General features: G+C 65.9%; 16 protein-coding genes. 11 read left to right on the forward strand and 5 right to left on the reverse strand.

Going from position 1 to position 15,608, the window contains the following annotated elements:
- Positions 1-70: 70 nt before the first annotated feature.
- Positions 71-532 (forward strand): NUDIX hydrolase, encoded by a 462-nt coding sequence (locus PCLY_RS14610; RefSeq protein ID WP_061240376.1) that lies wholly within the window; start codon positions 71-73, stop codon positions 530-532.
- Positions 533-598: 66 nt separating this feature from the next.
- On the opposite strand, the gene PCLY_RS14615 is transcribed toward PCLY_RS14610, so the two are convergent.
- The gene (locus PCLY_RS14615; RefSeq protein ID WP_061240377.1) at positions 599-1,660 is read right to left on the reverse strand and encodes an AI-2E family transporter; all 1,062 of its coding nucleotides are present in this window, start codon (positions 1,658-1,660) and stop codon (positions 599-601) included.
- A gap of 156 nt (positions 1,661-1,816) precedes the next feature.
- Here PCLY_RS14615 and PCLY_RS14620 point away from each other — a divergent pair, with 156 nt between their 5' ends.
- Complete coding sequence (locus PCLY_RS14620) at positions 1,817-2,521, forward strand: class I SAM-dependent methyltransferase (protein ID WP_061240408.1); 705 nt, start codon at positions 1,817-1,819, stop codon at positions 2,519-2,521.
- Between the two features lie 13 nt (positions 2,522-2,534).
- On the opposite strand, the gene PCLY_RS14625 is transcribed toward PCLY_RS14620, so the two are convergent.
- Together PCLY_RS14625 and PCLY_RS14630 are read right to left on the reverse strand one after the other, a co-directional pair.
- On the reverse strand, positions 2,535-2,930 hold the full coding sequence (locus PCLY_RS14625) for a GFA family protein (RefSeq protein WP_061240378.1): 396 nt from the start codon (positions 2,928-2,930) through the stop codon (positions 2,535-2,537).
- A 174-nt stretch (positions 2,931-3,104) separates the two neighbouring features.
- Positions 3,105-3,458: a DUF7079 family protein gene (locus PCLY_RS14630; RefSeq protein WP_061240379.1), complete on the reverse strand. Its 354-nt coding sequence runs from the start codon at positions 3,456-3,458 to the stop codon at positions 3,105-3,107.
- 167 nt (positions 3,459-3,625) lie between these two features.
- On the opposite strand from PCLY_RS14630, the gene PCLY_RS14635 reads away from it, so the two are divergent.
- The gene (locus PCLY_RS14635; protein WP_061240409.1) at positions 3,626-5,329 is read left to right on the forward strand and encodes an amidase; all 1,704 of its coding nucleotides are present in this window, start codon (positions 3,626-3,628) and stop codon (positions 5,327-5,329) included.
- Between the two features lie 515 nt (positions 5,330-5,844).
- Here PCLY_RS14635 and gspD read toward each other — a convergent pair.
- Together gspD and PCLY_RS14645 are read right to left on the reverse strand one after the other, a co-directional pair.
- A complete protein-coding gene (gene gspD, locus PCLY_RS14640; RefSeq protein WP_061240380.1) occupies positions 5,845-7,782 on the reverse strand; it encodes a type II secretion system secretin GspD in 1,938 nt (645 codons plus the stop codon).
- Between the two features lie 4 nt (positions 7,783-7,786).
- Positions 7,787-8,428 (reverse strand): type II secretion system protein N, encoded by a 642-nt coding sequence (locus tag PCLY_RS14645; RefSeq protein WP_061240381.1) that lies wholly within the window; start codon positions 8,426-8,428, stop codon positions 7,787-7,789.
- Positions 8,429-8,665: 237 nt separating this feature from the next.
- Between PCLY_RS14645 and gspE the strand changes: the two genes are divergently transcribed.
- The 8 genes from gspE (at position 8,666) to gspL (ending at position 15,608) form a co-directional block, all read left to right on the forward strand.
- Positions 8,666-10,153 carry a type II secretion system ATPase GspE gene (gspE, locus tag PCLY_RS14650; protein ID WP_061240382.1) on the forward strand — a complete coding sequence of 496 codons (1,488 nt, stop codon included), beginning with the start codon at positions 8,666-8,668 and terminating at the stop codon, positions 10,151-10,153.
- Positions 10,154-10,276: 123 nt separating this feature from the next.
- Positions 10,277-11,494 carry a GspF family T2SS innner membrane protein variant XcpS gene (gene xcpS / locus PCLY_RS14655; protein WP_061240383.1) on the forward strand — a complete coding sequence of 406 codons (1,218 nt, stop codon included), beginning with the start codon at positions 10,277-10,279 and terminating at the stop codon, positions 11,492-11,494.
- A gap of 4 nt (positions 11,495-11,498) precedes the next feature.
- Positions 11,499-11,924, forward strand: coding sequence for a type II secretion system major pseudopilin GspG (gspG, locus tag PCLY_RS14660; RefSeq protein ID WP_082768085.1), 426 nt, complete (start codon positions 11,499-11,501; stop codon positions 11,922-11,924).
- A gap of 7 nt (positions 11,925-11,931) precedes the next feature.
- Positions 11,932-12,453, forward strand: a complete 522-nt coding sequence (gene gspH, locus PCLY_RS14665) for a type II secretion system minor pseudopilin GspH (RefSeq protein ID WP_061240385.1) — start codon at positions 11,932-11,934, stop codon at positions 12,451-12,453.
- The gene (gene gspI, locus PCLY_RS14670; RefSeq protein ID WP_061240386.1) at positions 12,450-12,836 is read left to right on the forward strand and encodes a type II secretion system minor pseudopilin GspI; all 387 of its coding nucleotides are present in this window, start codon (positions 12,450-12,452) and stop codon (positions 12,834-12,836) included. Before gspH ends, gspI begins: the two co-directional genes overlap by 4 nt.
- On the forward strand, positions 12,836-13,501 hold the full coding sequence (gene gspJ, locus PCLY_RS14675) for a type II secretion system minor pseudopilin GspJ (protein ID WP_061240411.1): 666 nt from the start codon (positions 12,836-12,838) through the stop codon (positions 13,499-13,501). The genes gspI and gspJ overlap by 1 nt, the downstream gene beginning before the upstream one ends.
- The gene (gene gspK / locus PCLY_RS14680) at positions 13,498-14,472 is read left to right on the forward strand and encodes a type II secretion system minor pseudopilin GspK (RefSeq protein ID WP_061240387.1); all 975 of its coding nucleotides are present in this window, start codon (positions 13,498-13,500) and stop codon (positions 14,470-14,472) included. The genes gspJ and gspK overlap by 4 nt, the downstream gene beginning before the upstream one ends.
- Positions 14,469-15,608: a type II secretion system protein GspL gene (gspL, locus tag PCLY_RS14685; protein ID WP_061240388.1), complete on the forward strand. Its 1,140-nt coding sequence runs from the start codon at positions 14,469-14,471 to the stop codon at positions 15,606-15,608. Before gspK ends, gspL begins: the two co-directional genes overlap by 4 nt.

Below are 15,608 nucleotides of genomic sequence, written 5' to 3' on the forward strand. Positions count from 1 at the left end.
ATAGCGGTTGGTTGGGCTTGCCGGCTGGCTCAATTATTCCTAATCTGCGCCCTTTTTCAGGGAGGCAGATATGCGTGAGCGCAAGGCAGCACGACTATTACTTATCAGCCCTGCCGAGGAAGTGCTGCTTTTCAGATTTCATCACACCGATGCCGCTTTGGCCGGCACAAACCACTGGGCCACGCCGGGCGGCGGCTTGGAGCCCGGGGAGACATTCCATGCGGCGGCCATTCGTGAACTGTACGAAGAGACGGGCATTCTGGTTGGGGCCGTTGCCGAACCTGCGGCCTACCGACGCGTTTCATTGACGCTGCCCAGCGGCGAGGTGGTGTTGGCCGTGGAGCAATACTTTGTCGTGTACGTCGAGGACAAGACCCTTTCCCGTTCTCAATGGACGAGCCACGAGAAAACGGTCATGACGGATCATCACTGGTGGTCGGCCCAGGAGTTGATAGCCACGAAAGAAACGGTATGGCCAGAAAATCTCGTGCAACTGCTTACTGATGCAGGCGTATTCGGATCGCCTGTCTGAGCAATCATCGATGAAGCACTGCGCCTGAGGCCGCCAGGCACAGTGCGTCGGGATTTCAGGTGTACATCAATCTGGCAACCTGACCTTCTTCTTCGCCCCGAACAGGTTCCAACTGGCCACGAACAGCGCCGCCACCAGCGGGCCGATCACGAAGCCGTTGAGGCCGAGCAGGGCCAGGCCGCCAAGGGTGGAGATGAGGATCAGGTAGTCGGGCATGCGGGTGTCCTTGCCGACCAGGATGGGGCGCAGGATGTTGTCCACCAGGCCGATCACCAGCACGCCGAAGGCGGTGAGGATGATGCCTTGCACCAGGCTGCCGCTGAGCATCAGGTAGATGGCCACGGGCGCCCAGATGATGCCGGCGCCGGCTGCCGGCAGCAGTGACAGAAAGGCCATCAGCACCCCCCACAGCAGCGGGCTGTAGATGCCCAGCGCCCAGAAGATGAAGCCGCCGAGCGCACCCTGGACGGCGGCGACCACCACGTTGCCCTTTACCGTGGCGCGTACCACACGGGTGAACTTGATCTGCAGGCGGCGCTTGGTGTTGCCGGCCAGCGGGATGGCGCTGCGAATCCTGTGCACCAGCTCCTTGCCGTCGCGCAGCAGGAAAAACAGCAGGTAGAGCATGACGAAGAAACTGACGAAAAACTCGAAGGTGCCCTGGCCGATGGCGAATACCTTGGTGGCCAGGTACTGACTGCCGGCCATGGCGCCCTTGGAAATCTGTTCGCGCAGGCCGTCGAGGTTGGAGATGCCGACGCGGGCCAGCTGATCCTGTATCGATGGCGGTAGCATGCGTATGCCGCTGGTGACGTAGGCGCCTGCGTCCAGCTCGCCTGACTCCAGTTTCTGATACAGGGCGGTGCCTTCGGCCACCACCGCCGAGGTGATGAAGATCACCGGCAGAATCGCCACCAGCAGACAGATGATCAACGTCAGCAGGGCAGCCAGATTGCCTCGCCCGCCCAGGCGGCGTAGCAGGCGTTCCTGCAGGGGCGAAAACACCACGGCCAGGACCATGGCCCAGAACACCGCGCCGTAGAACGGCAGCAGTATCCAGAAGAAGGCGATGGTCACCAGGACGAGCAGCAGGATGAAGGCTTTCTGTTCGAAGGTCGGGTTCTGCATATCGGGTTCGCTGGGAAGGGACATGCCAGTTAGTCCCCCGATGCTCTGGCAAAGTGCCCACAAAGTTGGGTCGGGCTTGCAGCCGTGCGGCGAGGGGGGTTGACAGCTCTGGGATACTGGAAGGCATGAGGATGAACATTCGACGGAGGCATGGCCATGCGGGATGAGGAAATCAAGGCGCTGTTCGATCAGCAGGCGGCGGGTTACGACAAGCAGTGGGCGGGGATGGCGCCGATTCGGGAGGCGCTTTATCTGCTGCTCGATGCGCTGTTCATCGATCTGCCGGCCGACGCGCGGATACTGTGCGTGGGCACCGGCACGGGTGCGGAAATCGCGCACCTGGCCGAGCGCTTTCCGGGCTGGCGCTTCACCGCACTGGATCCGTCCGGGGCGATGCTTGAGGTCTGCCGCCAGCGCGCGGAGCGCGGCGGCTTTGCCTCGCGCTGCGACTTTCACGAAGGCTATCTGGATACGCTGGCGCCTGGGGCGGCCTTTGACGGCGCTACCTGTTTTCTGGTGTCGCAGTTCTTGCTCGACCCGATGCTGCGTACCGGGTTCTTCGCCCAGATCGCGCAGCGCCTCAAGTCAGGCGGGATGCTGGCCAGTGTCGACCTGGCGGCGGATATCCAGTCGCCGGCCTACGAAGTTCTACTGCCAGGCTGGATGACGCTGATGGCTGCCGCCGGGGTCGATGCGCCGATGCTGGAGCGCGCCCGTGCGGCCTACGCCCGTGATGTGGCGGTGCTGCCAGCGCAGCAGGTGGCTGGCATCATCCAGGCGGCCGGGTTCATTGCTCCGGTGCAGTTCTTCCAGGCCGGGCTGATGCACGGCTGGGTCAGCCGGCGCGAAGCCGATGCCTGAACCGCGAGCGGTTCTACTCGTGGCGCGAGCTGCGGTCGCGGTCGCGGTCGCGTGGGTAGTGCCGCGCCAAGGGCAAGGGCGGTAGCCAGGCTTCGCGGCGGATGGTCCAGAGTTCGTAGGTGGGGGTGAAGCGGTTCGGCTCATCCAGCGAGCCGACGTTGACCTCGATTTCATCCGCTGAGCGCGCGAACACCGACGAGCCGCAGCGCGGGCAGAAGTGGCGGCCGGCGTACTCGCCGGTTTCACCTTCCACCTTCACCGCGTCCTGCGGGAATATTGCCGAGGTGTGGAAGAGGGCGCCGTGGTGCTTGCGGCAATCCATGCAGTGGCAAACGCCGACCCGATAAGGCTGGCCGCTGGTTTCGAAGCGCACCTGGCCGCAGAGGCAGCCGCCGGTAAGTCGATCCATGTTGGAGTCCTCCTGTGCGTGGGCGTGTAGCGGCCACCATAGCAAAGGTGCGCTGCGCTACGGGCGCTGGCTGGCTAACGCGAGCAGGGTGAACCAGCCGACGTGCACCAGGGCCCGGAAGCCTGCATGCCGAGTTGTTGGCCTGGCTGCGGGAGTTGGGGCGTTAGCCCGGTTTCAGAGGCGATCCAGTTCTTGCGCGATCTTCGCCCAGTCCGCTTTCAGTGCACGGCGCAGGTAGACGATGAAGAGCCGGTCGCGCAGGCGGCGCAGGCTGGAGTGCTGCCGGGCGACGCGGGCGCGCTCGATGGTTTCGCCGAGCCAGGCGCTGTCGAAGCCGGTCCAGATCGGGGGGATGGGCGCGAGCAAGTTGGAGTAGCAGGCGGGCGCGACGTCCTCAAAGAAGGCGGCTTGCACCATGGCGCGGTCGAAACCTGCCACCTGACGGGCGATGAAGGTGTAGTCGACATCGTTGTCGACGAATACCTCCGACAGCGCGGACCACAGATGGATGCGTTCTTCGCGGGTCATAAGCCTGTTGTGCTCACAGCGGCGGAGTCGGTGGCGAGACTGTAATGGCTGGCGCACAGCCTGGCCATTGGCGCGGCTGCTGCGACAGCCTGGTGGCATGTATCATCGGGGCCTGTTTTCGTATCCGGGGCCATGATGCCGGCCCGCCATCTGCGAGTGATGACACCATGATCGAGGTAACCGAAGTTTCCATTGCCGAGCTGCGCGCCGCGCTGGAGTCCGGCCGCACCACGGCGGTCGAACTGGTCAAGGCCTATCTGGCGCGTATCGAGGCTTACGACGGCCCGGATACGCCGACCCGGCTCAACGCGGTGGTGGTACACAACCCCGATGCGCTGAAGGAGGCCGAGGCCTCCGATGCGCGCCGCGCCCGTGGCGAAACCCTCGGCCCGCTCGATGGCATTCCCTACACCGCCAAGGACAGCTACCTGGTCAAGGGCCTGACGGCCGCCTCCGGCAGCCCGGCGTTCAAGGACCTGGTGGCGCAACGTGATGCCTTCACCGTCGAGCGCCTGCGCGCCGCTGGCGCCATCTGCCTGGGCAAGACCAACATGCCGCCGATGGCCAATGGCGGTATGCAGCGCGGCGTCTATGGCCGTGCGGAAAGCCCGTACAACGCCGATTACCTGACTGCGCCGTTCGCCTCGGGCTCATCCAACGGTGCCGGTACCGCGACCGCTGCGAGCTTCTGCGCCTTTGGTCTGGCCGAGGAAACCTGGTCCAGCGGACGTGGCCCGGCTTCGAACAACGGCCTGTGCGCTTACACACCGTCACGCGGGGTGATCTCGGTACGTGGTAACTGGCCGCTGACGCCGACCATGGACGTGGTGGTGCCATTCGCCCGCAGCATGGCCGATCTGCTCGAAGTGCTCGACGTGGTGGTGGCCGACGATGCCGACAACCGTGGCGACCTCTGGCGTTTGCAGCCCTGGGTGCCGATCCCGAAAGCTTCCGAGGTGCGCCCCGAGTCTTACCTGGCGCTGGCGGCCAAGGCCGACGCACTGGCGGGCAAGCGCCTGGGTGTGCCGCGCATGTACATCAACAAGGACGAGGCGGCCGGCACCAGCGAAAAGCCCGGCATTGGCGGGCCAACCGGGCAGCGCATCCACACTCGCGACTCGGTGATCGAGCTGTGGGAGCAGGCGCGCGCGGCACTGGAGCAGGCCGGTGCCACGGTGATCGAGGTGGATTTCCCGCTGGTGTCGAACTGCGAGGGTGACCGCCCCGGCGCGCCGACCGTTTACAACCGCGGCCTGGTGCCGCACCAGTTCCTGCTTGACGAGTTGGGGGAGCTGTCGGGCTGGGCGTTCGACGACTTCCTGCGTGCCAATGGCGATCCGAAACTCAATCGCCTGGCCGACGTCGACGGCCCGCAGATCTTCCCCCACGACCCTGGCACCTTGCCCAACCGCGAGGATGACCTGGCCTTCGGCATGGACGAATACGTGCGCATGGCCCAGCGCGGCCTCAAGTCGTGGAGCGAAATCCCCAGCGTGCCGGATGGCATACGCGCTCTGGAGCAGACCCGCAAGCTGGATCTGGAAAACTGGATGGACGAGCTCAAGCTCGACGCGGTGCTTTTCCCCACCGTGGCGGATGTGGGGCCGGCCGATGCCGACGTCAATCCGGAGTCGGCCGACATCGCCTGGAGCAACGGCATCTGGGTCGCCAATGGCAACCTGGCGATCCGTCACCAGGGCGTGCCCACCGTCACCGTGCCGATGGGCGTGATGGCCGATATCGGCATGCCGGTGGGCCTGACCTTCGCAGGCCGCGCCTACGACGACTCGGCGTTGCTGCAACTGGCGGCGGCCTATGAGTCGACCGGCAACAAGCGTCTGGTGCCGCCGCGCACGCCGCCACTGGCGTGAGTGTTCGTCAGGGCGGAGGGGCTTCGAAGCTACTGCTGAATCCTCCACCCTCTCCCCCGGCCCCTCTCCCATAAATGGGAGAGGGGAGACGAGCTACATGTCGTTGTGGGAGGGGCTTCAGCCGCGACTGGTGTAAAGATCGTCGCCGCTAAAGCGCCTTCCACGGGTTGTGTGGTGTTCCAAGGTTCAGTGCGTATTGCGGGATCTTCCAACCGGCCATTAATGGGAGAGGGGCTACGCGTTGCATACCGCTCTGTGGGAGGGGCTTTAGCCGCGACTGCTGTAAAGATCGTCGCCGCTGAAGCGCCTCCCACGGGTTGTGTGGTGTTCCAAGGTTCAGTGCGTATCGCGGGATCTTCCAACCGGCCATGGATGGGAGAGGGGAGATGCGTTGCGTACTGATCTGTGGGAGGGGCTTTAGCCGCGACTGGTGTAGAGATCGTCGCCGCTAAAGCGCCTCCCACGGGTTGTGGTGCTCCGTGATTCAGCGCCCCAGGGCGAGTTGCGGCCTACCTTTACTGCCGCAAATCCACCGCCGGTGCGCCCCGGCCGTCGAACAGCTGCGTCGGGGTGCTGGGCAGGATGCTGGGCTTGCCATTTGCACCGTCGCCGAGGATGCGGATATCGCTGTACTTCTTGCCCGATAGCGCCGCTAGGCCAGCGCCGTCGCGCACGACGGTGGGCCGCAGGAAGACCATCAGGTTGCGCTTGATATGCGAGTCGCGAGTCGAGCGGAACAGCCCGCCGAGCAGGGGAATATCGCCCAGCAGGGGCACCTTGGAAACGGCCTGGGTGACGTCGTCCTGAATCAGACCACCGAGCACGATCACCTGGCCGTCGTCGGCGAGGATGGTGCTCTTGATCGAACGTTTATTGGTCACCAGGTCCACTGCCTGGGCGTTGAGCCCGGTGCTGGGCGCAATGGAGGAGATTTCCTGTTCGATCTCCAGGCGCAGGGTGGCGCCGTCGTTGATGTGCGGGGTGACCTTGAGGGTGACGCCGATGTCCTTGCGCTCGATGGTGGTGAAGGGGTTGCCGGCACCGGACGAGTCGGTGGTGTAGGAGCCCGTCTGGAACGGCACGTTCTGCCCCACGAGAATTTCTGCCTTCTGGTTGTCCAGGGTCAGCAGGCTCGGCGTGGACAGCAGGTTGCTCTTGCTGTTGGCCGACAGCGCCGTGATCAGCGCGCCGAAGCGGTCACTGCCGACGCCGATGATGGCGCCGTCGGGCAGGGTGGTGTTCTCCGGCACTTCACCGTTCTGCAGGATCTGCAGCACGGTGCCGACGGACAGGCCGGTGCCGCCGAAATTCACCCCGGCCAGACCGCCACTCTTGCCGCGAGCGTCCACCGCCCACTGCACGCCGACGGCGTCGGTGATGTCGCCGGAAATCTCGACGATGGCCGCCTCGACCATCACCTGCGCGCGCGGCACGTCGAGCTGGCGCACGATGTCTTCGAGGGTCGCCACCAGGTCCGGCTCGGCCAGCAGCACCAGCGCATTGAGGCTCTCGTCGGCGCGGATGAGGATGTTCGACTGCTTGCCGGTGGTTTCGCCGTTCTGCTGGTTCTTCAGGCCTTCGGAGATTTCCCCGAGGGTTTCGGCCAGGGCCTTGGCGTCGTTGTGGCGCAGGCGAATCACCCGCGTGTTGGCCGAGCGGCTGGTGGGCGTATCCAGCGAGCGGGCGAGGTCGGCCAGCTTGGCGCGGGCGTCCGGCGGGCCGAGCAGGATCAGCCGGTTGGTGCGCGCATCGGCCACCACCTGGGTGGCGCCGGTGCCCTTGGCCTGGCCACGAGCAATGGCGGTGTTGAGCACCTCGGCGGCGTCCATCACCCAGGCGTTTTGCAGGGTGACCACGCTGAAGTCCTGCGCGCCGCTCTGATCGAGCTGGCGCATCAGATCTTCGATGCGGGCGATGTTGGCGCTGCGGTCGCTGATGATCAGCGCGTTGGCCGAGGTGACGGCGGCCAGGTGGCCGTACTGCGGTACCAGCGGGCGAATCAGCGGGATCAGCTCGGCCACCGGCGTGTGCTGCACCTGGATCAGGCGGGTTTCCAGGCGATCCGGCGCCGGGCGCCCGGCATCCGCTTCGGCCTTGGCCTCGGCATTGGGCACGATGCGCGCCTGGTCGCCCTGGGTCAGCACGCTGAAACCGTGGGTGGCCATCACCGAGAGGAACAGCTGGTACACCTCGGACAGCCCCAGCGGCGTGCTCGATACCACGTTGACCTGGCCCTTCACGCGCGGGTCGACGACGAAGGTCTGTCCGGTGATGCTGGCGATCTGGTCGATGAATTCACGGATGTCCGCGCCCTTGAGGTTGATGGTCCAGCTTTCTTCCTGCTGGTTGGCGCTGGGCGGCACCTGCTGGATCTGCGCGAGCAGGGGCAGGGGGGCGGTGGCCAGGCCGGCGGCGAGAAGGGCGAGGGTCAGTCGGCTACGGAAAAAATGCATCGGTTCAGTCGCTTTCCATGGGCTGATCAGAGGGCGTTTCCACGGGCTGGGTGCCGGAGGCTTCCATTTGTTCGCGCAGCGTCTGCATGCGCTGGCGCAGCTGTTCGAGGTTGTCCTGGTCGAGACGGTCGAGCTGTTGCAGCGAGTCTGGCGCTGCGCTTTCGACCGGCGGGGTGTAGCTGTATTGCCCGCTGCTCGGGCGCGGGAAGGTGAGGCTTTCGCGGCGGCCGTTGCGCACCAGTTCGACGCGGTCGGTGTAGACGGCATCCAGACGCACACCGTTGTCCACGTCAGAGCCGACGGTAAAGCGCTGGGCACTCTCACCCTGGCGCTGGATCATCGCGCTGGAGCGTTGCGGGTCGCTGTGAACGAAGCTGCCGAGCAGGGTCAGTTGCAGGTTGGTGGCCGGCGGTGGGCCGCTGTCGGCCTGCCGGGGCGTACCGAACAGCTGGTCGACGGGTGCCTGGGCGCGCTGTTCCGGGCCGGCGGCGCTCTGGCTAGGCGCTTGCTGCACCGGGCCGCGCACCAGGCGCAGCAGTTCGGCGCTCTGCCAGGCCAGGCTGAGGCTCAGGGCGATCAGCATGAGCATGCCGATCAGGCTCGGGAGGTTATCCTTGAGCCGCTGGGGAAGGGCCGAGATGGGCAAGCGGTCACTCCGAAAACGACGTTCTAATTCTTCTGTGTGCGGGGCGTCGCGCGCTGATCATAGCAGCCTGCGCACGCTTGGCATCCCCCTAATAGGGTGGGTGTGCGGTTCCAGTCAATGTGATAAAGATGAATGAGATAACCATTACAAAAAAAGACCGTCCCAGAGGTGGCCCATTGAGCCAGGCAGCCGGGTTAGGCTGTACTACCGGGATAAGGTTCTGTTCTAAGGTCTCGCATGAACGCTTCGCTGCTCGAAACTCCATTGCGCCGCTTGCCCTTCAGTTTCGCCAAGCGTCATGGCCTGGTGTTCGTCATGCATGACGGGCGCGCCAGTCTGGCTCATCGCGCCGATTGCGACCTGGTGGCGCTGGCCGAGGCGCAGCGTTTTGCCGGGCGCAGCCTGCCGTTGCAGGTGCTCGATGTGCAGGCGTTCGCCCAGGCGCTGGGGGCGGCCTATCAGCATGATTCGGCGTCCATGCAGCTGGCCGAGGACATCGGCGGCAGTTTCGACCTGGCGTCGCTGGCCGATCAGGTGCCGGAAACCGAAGACCTGCTGGAGCAGGAAGACGACGCGCCGATCATCCGCCTGATCAACGCCATTCTCGGCGAAGCGATCAAGGAAAATGCCTCCGACATTCACCTGGAAACCTTCGAGAAACGCCTGGTGGTGCGCTTTCGCGTCGACGGCATTCTGCGTGAGGTGCTCGAACCCAAGCGTGAGCTGGCCGCGCTGCTGGTCTCAAGGGTCAAGGTCATGGCGCGCCTGGACATCGCCGAGAAGCGCGTGCCGCAGGACGGGCGCATCTCGCTCAAGGTGGGCGGGCGTGAGGTGGACATTCGTGTCTCCACGCTGCCGTCGGCCAATGGCGAGCGGGTGGTGTTGCGTCTGCTCGACAAGCAGGCCGGGCGTCTGTCGTTGCAACACCTGGGCATGCGCGCCGAGGATCGCGCGCTGATGGAAGCAACCGTGCGCAAGCCGCACGGCATTCTGCTGGTCACCGGCCCCACCGGTTCGGGCAAGACCACCACGCTGTACGCCAGCCTGGTCAGCCTCAATGATCACACGCGCAACATCCTCACCGTCGAGGACCCCATCGAATACCACCTCGAAGGCATCGGCCAGACCCAGGTCAACACCAAGGTGGACATGACCTTCGCCCGTGGCCTGCGCGCCATCCTGCGTCAGGACCCTGACGTGGTGATGGTCGGCGAGATCCGCGACAAGGAAACCGCCGAAATCGCCGTGCAGGCCTCGCTCACCGGCCACCTGGTGCTGTCCACGCTGCACACCAACAGCGCCATCGGCGCCATCACCCGCCTGGTGGACATGGGCGTGGAGCCCTTCTTGCTCTCGTCATCGCTGCTCGGCGTGCTGGCCCAGCGCCTGGTGCGCGTGCTGTGCCCGGCGTGCAAGGAACCCTATGCAGCCGATGAGGCCGAATGCGCCTTGCTCGGCGTGCCGGCCAGCTCGCCGCCGACGCTCTATCATGCGCGCGGTTGTGCCCAGTGCCATCAGCAGGGGTATCGCGGGCGTACCGGCATCTACGAGCTGGTGGTGTTCGACGAAACCATGCGAACCCTGGTACACAGCCGCGCTGCCGAGCAGGACATGACCCGTCACGCCCGCACCCTGGGGCCGAGTATCCGCGACGATGGCCGGCGCAAGGTGCTGGAAGGGGTGACCACGGTCGAGGAAGTGCTGCGCGTGACGCGGGAGGAATGATGGCGATTGGGATGTTGGCATCGGTTCTTGTAGGAGCGGCTGGGCGGCATTGCGCTTCAGTCGCGAGTTGGCGCAGATCGCGGCTGAAGCCGCTCCTACACGGAACACTGGAGCGATCCGTCGATGGCGGCCTTTGAATACATCGCCCTGGACGGGCGCGGCCGTCAGCAGAAGGGCGTGCTCGAGGCCGACAGTGCGCGCCAGGTACGCCAGCTGTTGCGCGAGCGGCAATTGGCGCCGCTGGAGGTCAAGGCCACGCGCAGTCGTGAGCAGGGCGGCGGCCAGATGCGTCTGGGTTTTGCCCGTGGCCTGTCGGCACGTGACCTGGCGCTGGTCACCCGCCAGTTGGCAACGCTGATCCAGGCGGCGCTGCCGATCGAAGAAGCGCTGCGCGCCGCGGCCGCGCAATCCACCAATTCGCGTATCCAGGGCATGCTGCTGGCGGTACGCGCCCGCGTGCTGGAGGGGCACAGCCTGGCCGGCAGCCTCAAGGAGTTCCCGGCGGCCTTCCCCGAGCTGTATCGCGCCACGGTGGCGGCGGGTGAGCATGCCGGGCACCTCGGCCCGGTGCTGGAACAGTTGGCCGACTACACCGAGCAGCGCCAGCAGTCGCGGCAGAAGGTGCAGCTGGCCTTGCTCTATCCGGTGATATTGATGTGCGCGTCGCTACTTATCGTCGGTTTTCTGCTGGGCTATGTGGTGCCGGATGTGGTCAAGGTATTCGTCGATTCCGGGCAGACCCTGCCGGCGCTCACGCGCGGCCTGATCGCCCTGAGCGACTGGGTCAAGGCCTGGGGCCTGGTCGCACTGGTGGCGCTGGTGCTGGCGGTGATCGCCTTGCGCGCGGCGCTGCGTGACGAGGCCTTTCGCCTGCGCTGGCATCGCTTTCTGTTGCGTATACCGCTGATCGGCCGGCTGGGCCGCGCCACCGACTGCGCGCGTTTCGCCTCGACCCTGGCGATTCTCACCCGCAGTGGCGTGCCGCTGGTGGAGGCGCTGGCGATTGCCGGCGAGGTGATCGGCAATCGGGTGATTCGTGGCGAGGTGCTGGTGGCGGCGCAGAAGGTGCGCGAAGGCGGCAGCCTGACCCGTTCGCTGGAGGCCACCGGGCAGTTCCCGCCGATGATGTTGCACATGATCGCCAGTGGCGAACGCTCCGGCGAGCTGGATCAGATGTTGGCGCGTACGGCAAAGAACCAGGAAAACGACCTCAGTGCGCAGATCGCCCTGTTGGTCGGGTTGTTCGAGCCGTTCATGCTGGTGTTCATGGGGGCAGTGGTGCTGGTGATCGTGCTGGCCATCCTGTTGCCGATTCTTTCTTTGAACCAGATGGTGGGGTAGTTAGGTGAATAGCAGACAAGCGGGTTTCACCCTGATTGAAATCATGGTCGTGGTGGTGATTCTGGGCATTCTGGCGGCGCTGGTGGTACCGCAGGTGATGAGCCGGCCGGATCAGGCCAAGGTTACCGCAGCGCAGAACGATATCCGCGCCATCGGTGCGGCGCTGGACATGTACAAGCTCGACAACCACAACTACCCCAGCACCCAGCAGGGCGTGGAAGCACTGGTGAGCAAGCCAAGCGGTAACCCGCCAGCGAAGAACTGGAACAAGGACGGCTACCTCAAGCGCCTGCCCATTGACCCCTGGGGTAACCCTTACCAATACCTGGCACCCGGCACCAAGGGCGCCTTCGATCTCTACTCGCTCGGCGCCGACGGCAAGCAGGGCGGCAGCGACCTGAACGCCGATATCGGTAACTGGGATCTCTGACCCGATCATGATTGGCGTACCGGCCAAGACGCGCGGCTTCACCCTGATCGAACTGCTGGTGGTGCTGGTCATTCTCGGCAGCCTGATCGGCCTGGCGGTGTTCAGCACCGGCATCGCCGGGCCGGCGCGCGAGTTGCGCAGCGAGGCCGAACGCCTCAGTGGCTTGATCGGCGTGCTGCTCGACGAGGCGGTGCTGGATAACCGCGAGTACGGCCTGAGTTTTACCCGCGAGGGTTATCGGGTGCTGCGCTACGATCCGCAGCGCGCCGAATGGCAGGCGCTGGATCGTCAGGCTCATCGACTGCCGGAGTGGGCCGAAATGGAATTCGAAGTGGAAGGCGAGGCCATGACCCTGGTGGCCGAGGCCGGTGCTGACACGCCGCAGTTGCTGATCCTGTCCAGTGGCGAGCTGACGCCATTTCGCCTGCGTATCGCCGAGCGCCGCCGCGACGGCCTGCGCCTGCAACTGTCCAGCGACGGCTTCGGCCTGCCGCGCGTCGAGGAGCTGGGCGCGGGGCGTGCTGGATGAGGGGGGCGCGCGGCTTCACCCTGCTCGAAGTGCTGGTGGCGCTGGCCATCTTCGCCCTGGTCGCCGCCAGCGTGCTGACCGCCAGCGCACGCAGCGTGCGCACCGCCAGTCAGTTGGAAGACAAGACCCTGGCGATGTGGGTGGCCGACAACCGTATGACCGAGTTGCAACTGGCTGAGACGCCGCCTGCCGACGGCCGCGATCAGGGCCAGGTGGAATTCGCCGGGCGCCGCTGGGGCTGGCAAAGCGAGATCGAGGCCACCAGCGAGCCGACCATGCGCCGCGTGACGCTGTGGGTCGCTGTCGATGAGCGCGGCGCCCGTGGCGATGTGCGCGAGCGGGCCGTGGTCAGTCTCAGCGGTTTTCTCGGAGCGCCGCGATGATGCGTGAGCAGCGCGGTTTCACCCTGCTGGAGCTGCTGATTGCCATCGCCATCTTCGCGTTGCTGGGGCTGGCTACCTACCGCATGCTCGACAGCGTGCTCAGCGCCGACGCCGTCACCCGTGAACACGAACGCCAGCTGCGCGAGCTGAGCCGTGCTCTGTCGGCTTTCGAGCGCGACGTGCGCCAGGTGACGGTACGGCCGATTCGCGATGGTTTCGGCGATGATCAGCCGGCGCTGCGCAGCGACCTGGCCGATGCCACGGCGCTGGAGCTGACGCGCGCCGGCTGGCGCAACCCGCTGGGCCAGCCGCGTGCCGAGGTGCAGCGGGTGCGCTGGCAGCTCAGCGGCGAACAATGGCAGCGCCGCTACTGGCGTGTACTGGATCGCGCGCAGGACAGCGCGCCGCAGATCCAGCAGGCGCTCGATGGCGTCGAGTCGCTGAGCCTGCGTTACCTGGACAAGGAGGGGCAATGGCAGCCCGACTGGCCGCCGGCCAATGCCTCTGGCGATAGCCTGCTCACCGATTTACCGCGTGCAATCGAGCTGCGCCTGCAGCATCGCCGTTATGGCGAGCTGCGTCGCCTGCTGCGCCTGCCGGATCTGCCCGCGCAGCAGGCACCAGCGGCGCCGCCGGGGGAGCAGGACGAGGTGCCGCAGTCATGAGGCGGCAGAGCGGAGTGGCCCTGATCACCGTGCTGCTGGTGGTCGCCGTGGTGACGGTGGTCTGCGCCGGGCTGATCGCACGCCAGCAGCTGTCGATCCGCAGCAGCGCCAACCAGCTGCACGTGACCCAGGCCTGGCATTACGCCCTGGGCGGCGAGACCCTGGCCAGGGCGATGCTCGAGCGCGATCTGCGCCAGGGCGACCCGCGTCAGCCGGTTGATCATCCGCTGGAGCACTGGGCGAGGCCGTTGCCACCTTTTCCGCTGGATGAGGGCGGAGAACTGCGTGTGCAGATCGTCGACCCCAGTGGCCGCTTCAATCTCAACAATCTGGTGAGTCAGGGGCGGCCCAATGAATTGGCGGTGCTGCGTTTTCGCCGTCTGTTGCAGCGCCTGGACATCGGCAAACCCTATGCCGAGCGCCTGCTGGACTGGCTGGATCGCGACAGCGAATTGCAGGGGGGCAATGGCGCGGAGGATGGCCAGTACCTGCTGGCGACGCCGCCTTATCGCACCGCCAATCGCGAGCTCAGCGACGTGTCCGAGCTGCGTCTGCTGCTGGAAATGGACGAGGCTGACTACCGCCGCTTGCAGCCCTTCGTCAGCGCCTTGCCCAGCGGTACGTTGCTCAACGTCAACACGGCCAGCGCCATGGTGCTCTCCAGCCTGTCCGACAGCTTGAGTCCGGATGCGGCCATGGCGCTGATCGCCGGGCGCGGCGCCGAAGGTTATCCCAGCGCCAGTGCCTTCGCCGCTCAGCCTGCGCTCGCGGGGTTGGGCGAGCAGGTGGTGCAGGGGCTGGCGGTCGGCAGTCAGTATTTCGAGGTGTTCAGCGAAGTGAGCCTGGGCGAACGCCGGGTGGTATTGCGCAGCCTGTTGCAGCGCAGCAATGATGGCCAGGTCAGTGTCCTGGCGCGTGATCTGGGACAGGGCGGCATGCCGCCTACGCCCATCGAGGAAGCACAAGAATGACCCCCACATGGATTTTCCTGCCACCCGAGGCGTGCCACGACCTGTCAGCGGAGCTGCCCGTCATGCGCGTTACGGCAGATGGCAGTCGTGCAATGAGCCTGGCCGAGGCACTGGCCGATGTGCCTGCGCATTGGCAACTGGTGTTGCCGGTAGAAGCCGTCACTGCCTGCGCCGTGCAGCTGCCGACACAGAAGGCGCGCTGGATGCGTCAGGCCCTGCCGTTCGCGGTGGAGGAGCTGCTGGCCGAGGAGGTCGAGCTGATGCACCTGGCGCTGGGCGAGCAACTGGCCGATGGTCGTCATCGCGTCTACGCGGTGCGCGCCAGTTGGCTGCGCGAGTGCCTGGCCCTGTGTGCGGCGCAGCCGCCGCAGGCGATTCGTGTCGACGCCGATCTGTTGCCGCGCCAGGGCAGTCAGTTGCTCTGGCTGCGGTCGCGCTGGCTGCTCGGTGGCGAGGCGCCCTGGCGCCTGGCCTTGCAGCCTGAGCACTGGCCGGTACTGGCAGGGCGATGCCCTGCGCCGCACATCGCCAGTGCGCCAGCGGGGCAGCAGTTGCCTGAAGCCGTCGATGAAGCGCATCTGCTGGAGGATGCGCAGCAGTGGCTGGTGCGTCAGCATGCGGGTGTCGACCTCGCGCAAGGCGAGTTCGCCCGGCGCCAGAGCGGTGATGGCTGGCTGCGTTGGCGTCCGCTGGCCGCTGTGCTGGCGCTGTGTCTCATACTGCAGTGGGGCTTCAATCTGGCGCAGGGCTGGTACCTGCAGCGTGAAGCCGATGCTTACGCGGCGTCCAGCGAGGCGCTGTATCGCGAGTTGTTTCCGCAGGACAGCAAGTTGATCAACCTGCGTGCGCAGTTCGACCAGCATCTGGCGCAGTCCACGGGGCGCGACAGTCCGCTGCTCGGTCTGCTGGCCGAGGTGGCGGCCGCGCTAAATGCCGAGGGAGCGCCGCAGGTGCAGGTCAATCAGCTCGACTACAGCGCAACGCGCGCCGATATGTCGTTGCAGCTGCAGGCGCCGGGGTTCGCCGAGCTGGAGGGGCTGCGCGAGCGCCTGGAGGCGGCGGGGCTGTCGGTACAGATGGGCTCGGCCAGCCGCGAAGCCGAAGGCGTCAGCGCGCGCGTGGTGATAGGGGGATGA

Origin of the sequence: Ectopseudomonas composti (genome assembly GCF_001567565.1) — a bacterium.
GTDB lineage: Bacteria > Pseudomonadota > Gammaproteobacteria > Pseudomonadales > Pseudomonadaceae > Aquipseudomonas > Aquipseudomonas composti_A.

Excerpts from the sequence above, each read along its gene's own strand:
- gspL (WP_061240388.1), top strand. The coding sequence starts at position 14,469 with ATGACCCCCACATGGATTTTCCTGCCACCCGAGGCGTGCCACGACCTG.
- PCLY_RS14620 (WP_061240408.1), top strand. The coding sequence starts at position 1,817 with ATGCGGGATGAGGAAATCAAGGCGCTGTTCGATCAGCAGGCGGCGGGT.
- gspH (WP_061240385.1), top strand. The coding sequence starts at position 11,932 with ATGATTGGCGTACCGGCCAAGACGCGCGGCTTCACCCTGATCGAACTG.
- gspK (WP_061240387.1), top strand. The coding sequence starts at position 13,498 with ATGAGGCGGCAGAGCGGAGTGGCCCTGATCACCGTGCTGCTGGTGGTC.
- PCLY_RS14615 (WP_061240377.1), bottom strand. The coding sequence starts at position 1,660 with ATGCAGAACCCGACCTTCGAACAGAAAGCCTTCATCCTGCTGCTCGTC.
- PCLY_RS14635 (WP_061240409.1), top strand. The coding sequence starts at position 3,626 with ATGATCGAGGTAACCGAAGTTTCCATTGCCGAGCTGCGCGCCGCGCTG.
- PCLY_RS14610 (WP_061240376.1), top strand. The coding sequence starts at position 71 with ATGCGTGAGCGCAAGGCAGCACGACTATTACTTATCAGCCCTGCCGAG.
- PCLY_RS14625 (WP_061240378.1), bottom strand. The coding sequence starts at position 2,930 with ATGGATCGACTTACCGGCGGCTGCCTCTGCGGCCAGGTGCGCTTCGAA.
- gspI (WP_061240386.1), top strand. The coding sequence starts at position 12,450 with ATGAGGGGGGCGCGCGGCTTCACCCTGCTCGAAGTGCTGGTGGCGCTG.
- PCLY_RS14630 (WP_061240379.1), bottom strand. The coding sequence starts at position 3,458 with ATGACCCGCGAAGAACGCATCCATCTGTGGTCCGCGCTGTCGGAGGTA.
- xcpS (WP_061240383.1), top strand. The coding sequence starts at position 10,277 with ATGGCGGCCTTTGAATACATCGCCCTGGACGGGCGCGGCCGTCAGCAG.
- gspJ (WP_061240411.1), top strand. The coding sequence starts at position 12,836 with ATGCGTGAGCAGCGCGGTTTCACCCTGCTGGAGCTGCTGATTGCCATC.
- gspD (WP_061240380.1), bottom strand. The coding sequence starts at position 7,782 with ATGCATTTTTTCCGTAGCCGACTGACCCTCGCCCTTCTCGCCGCCGGC.
- gspE (WP_061240382.1), top strand. The coding sequence starts at position 8,666 with ATGAACGCTTCGCTGCTCGAAACTCCATTGCGCCGCTTGCCCTTCAGT.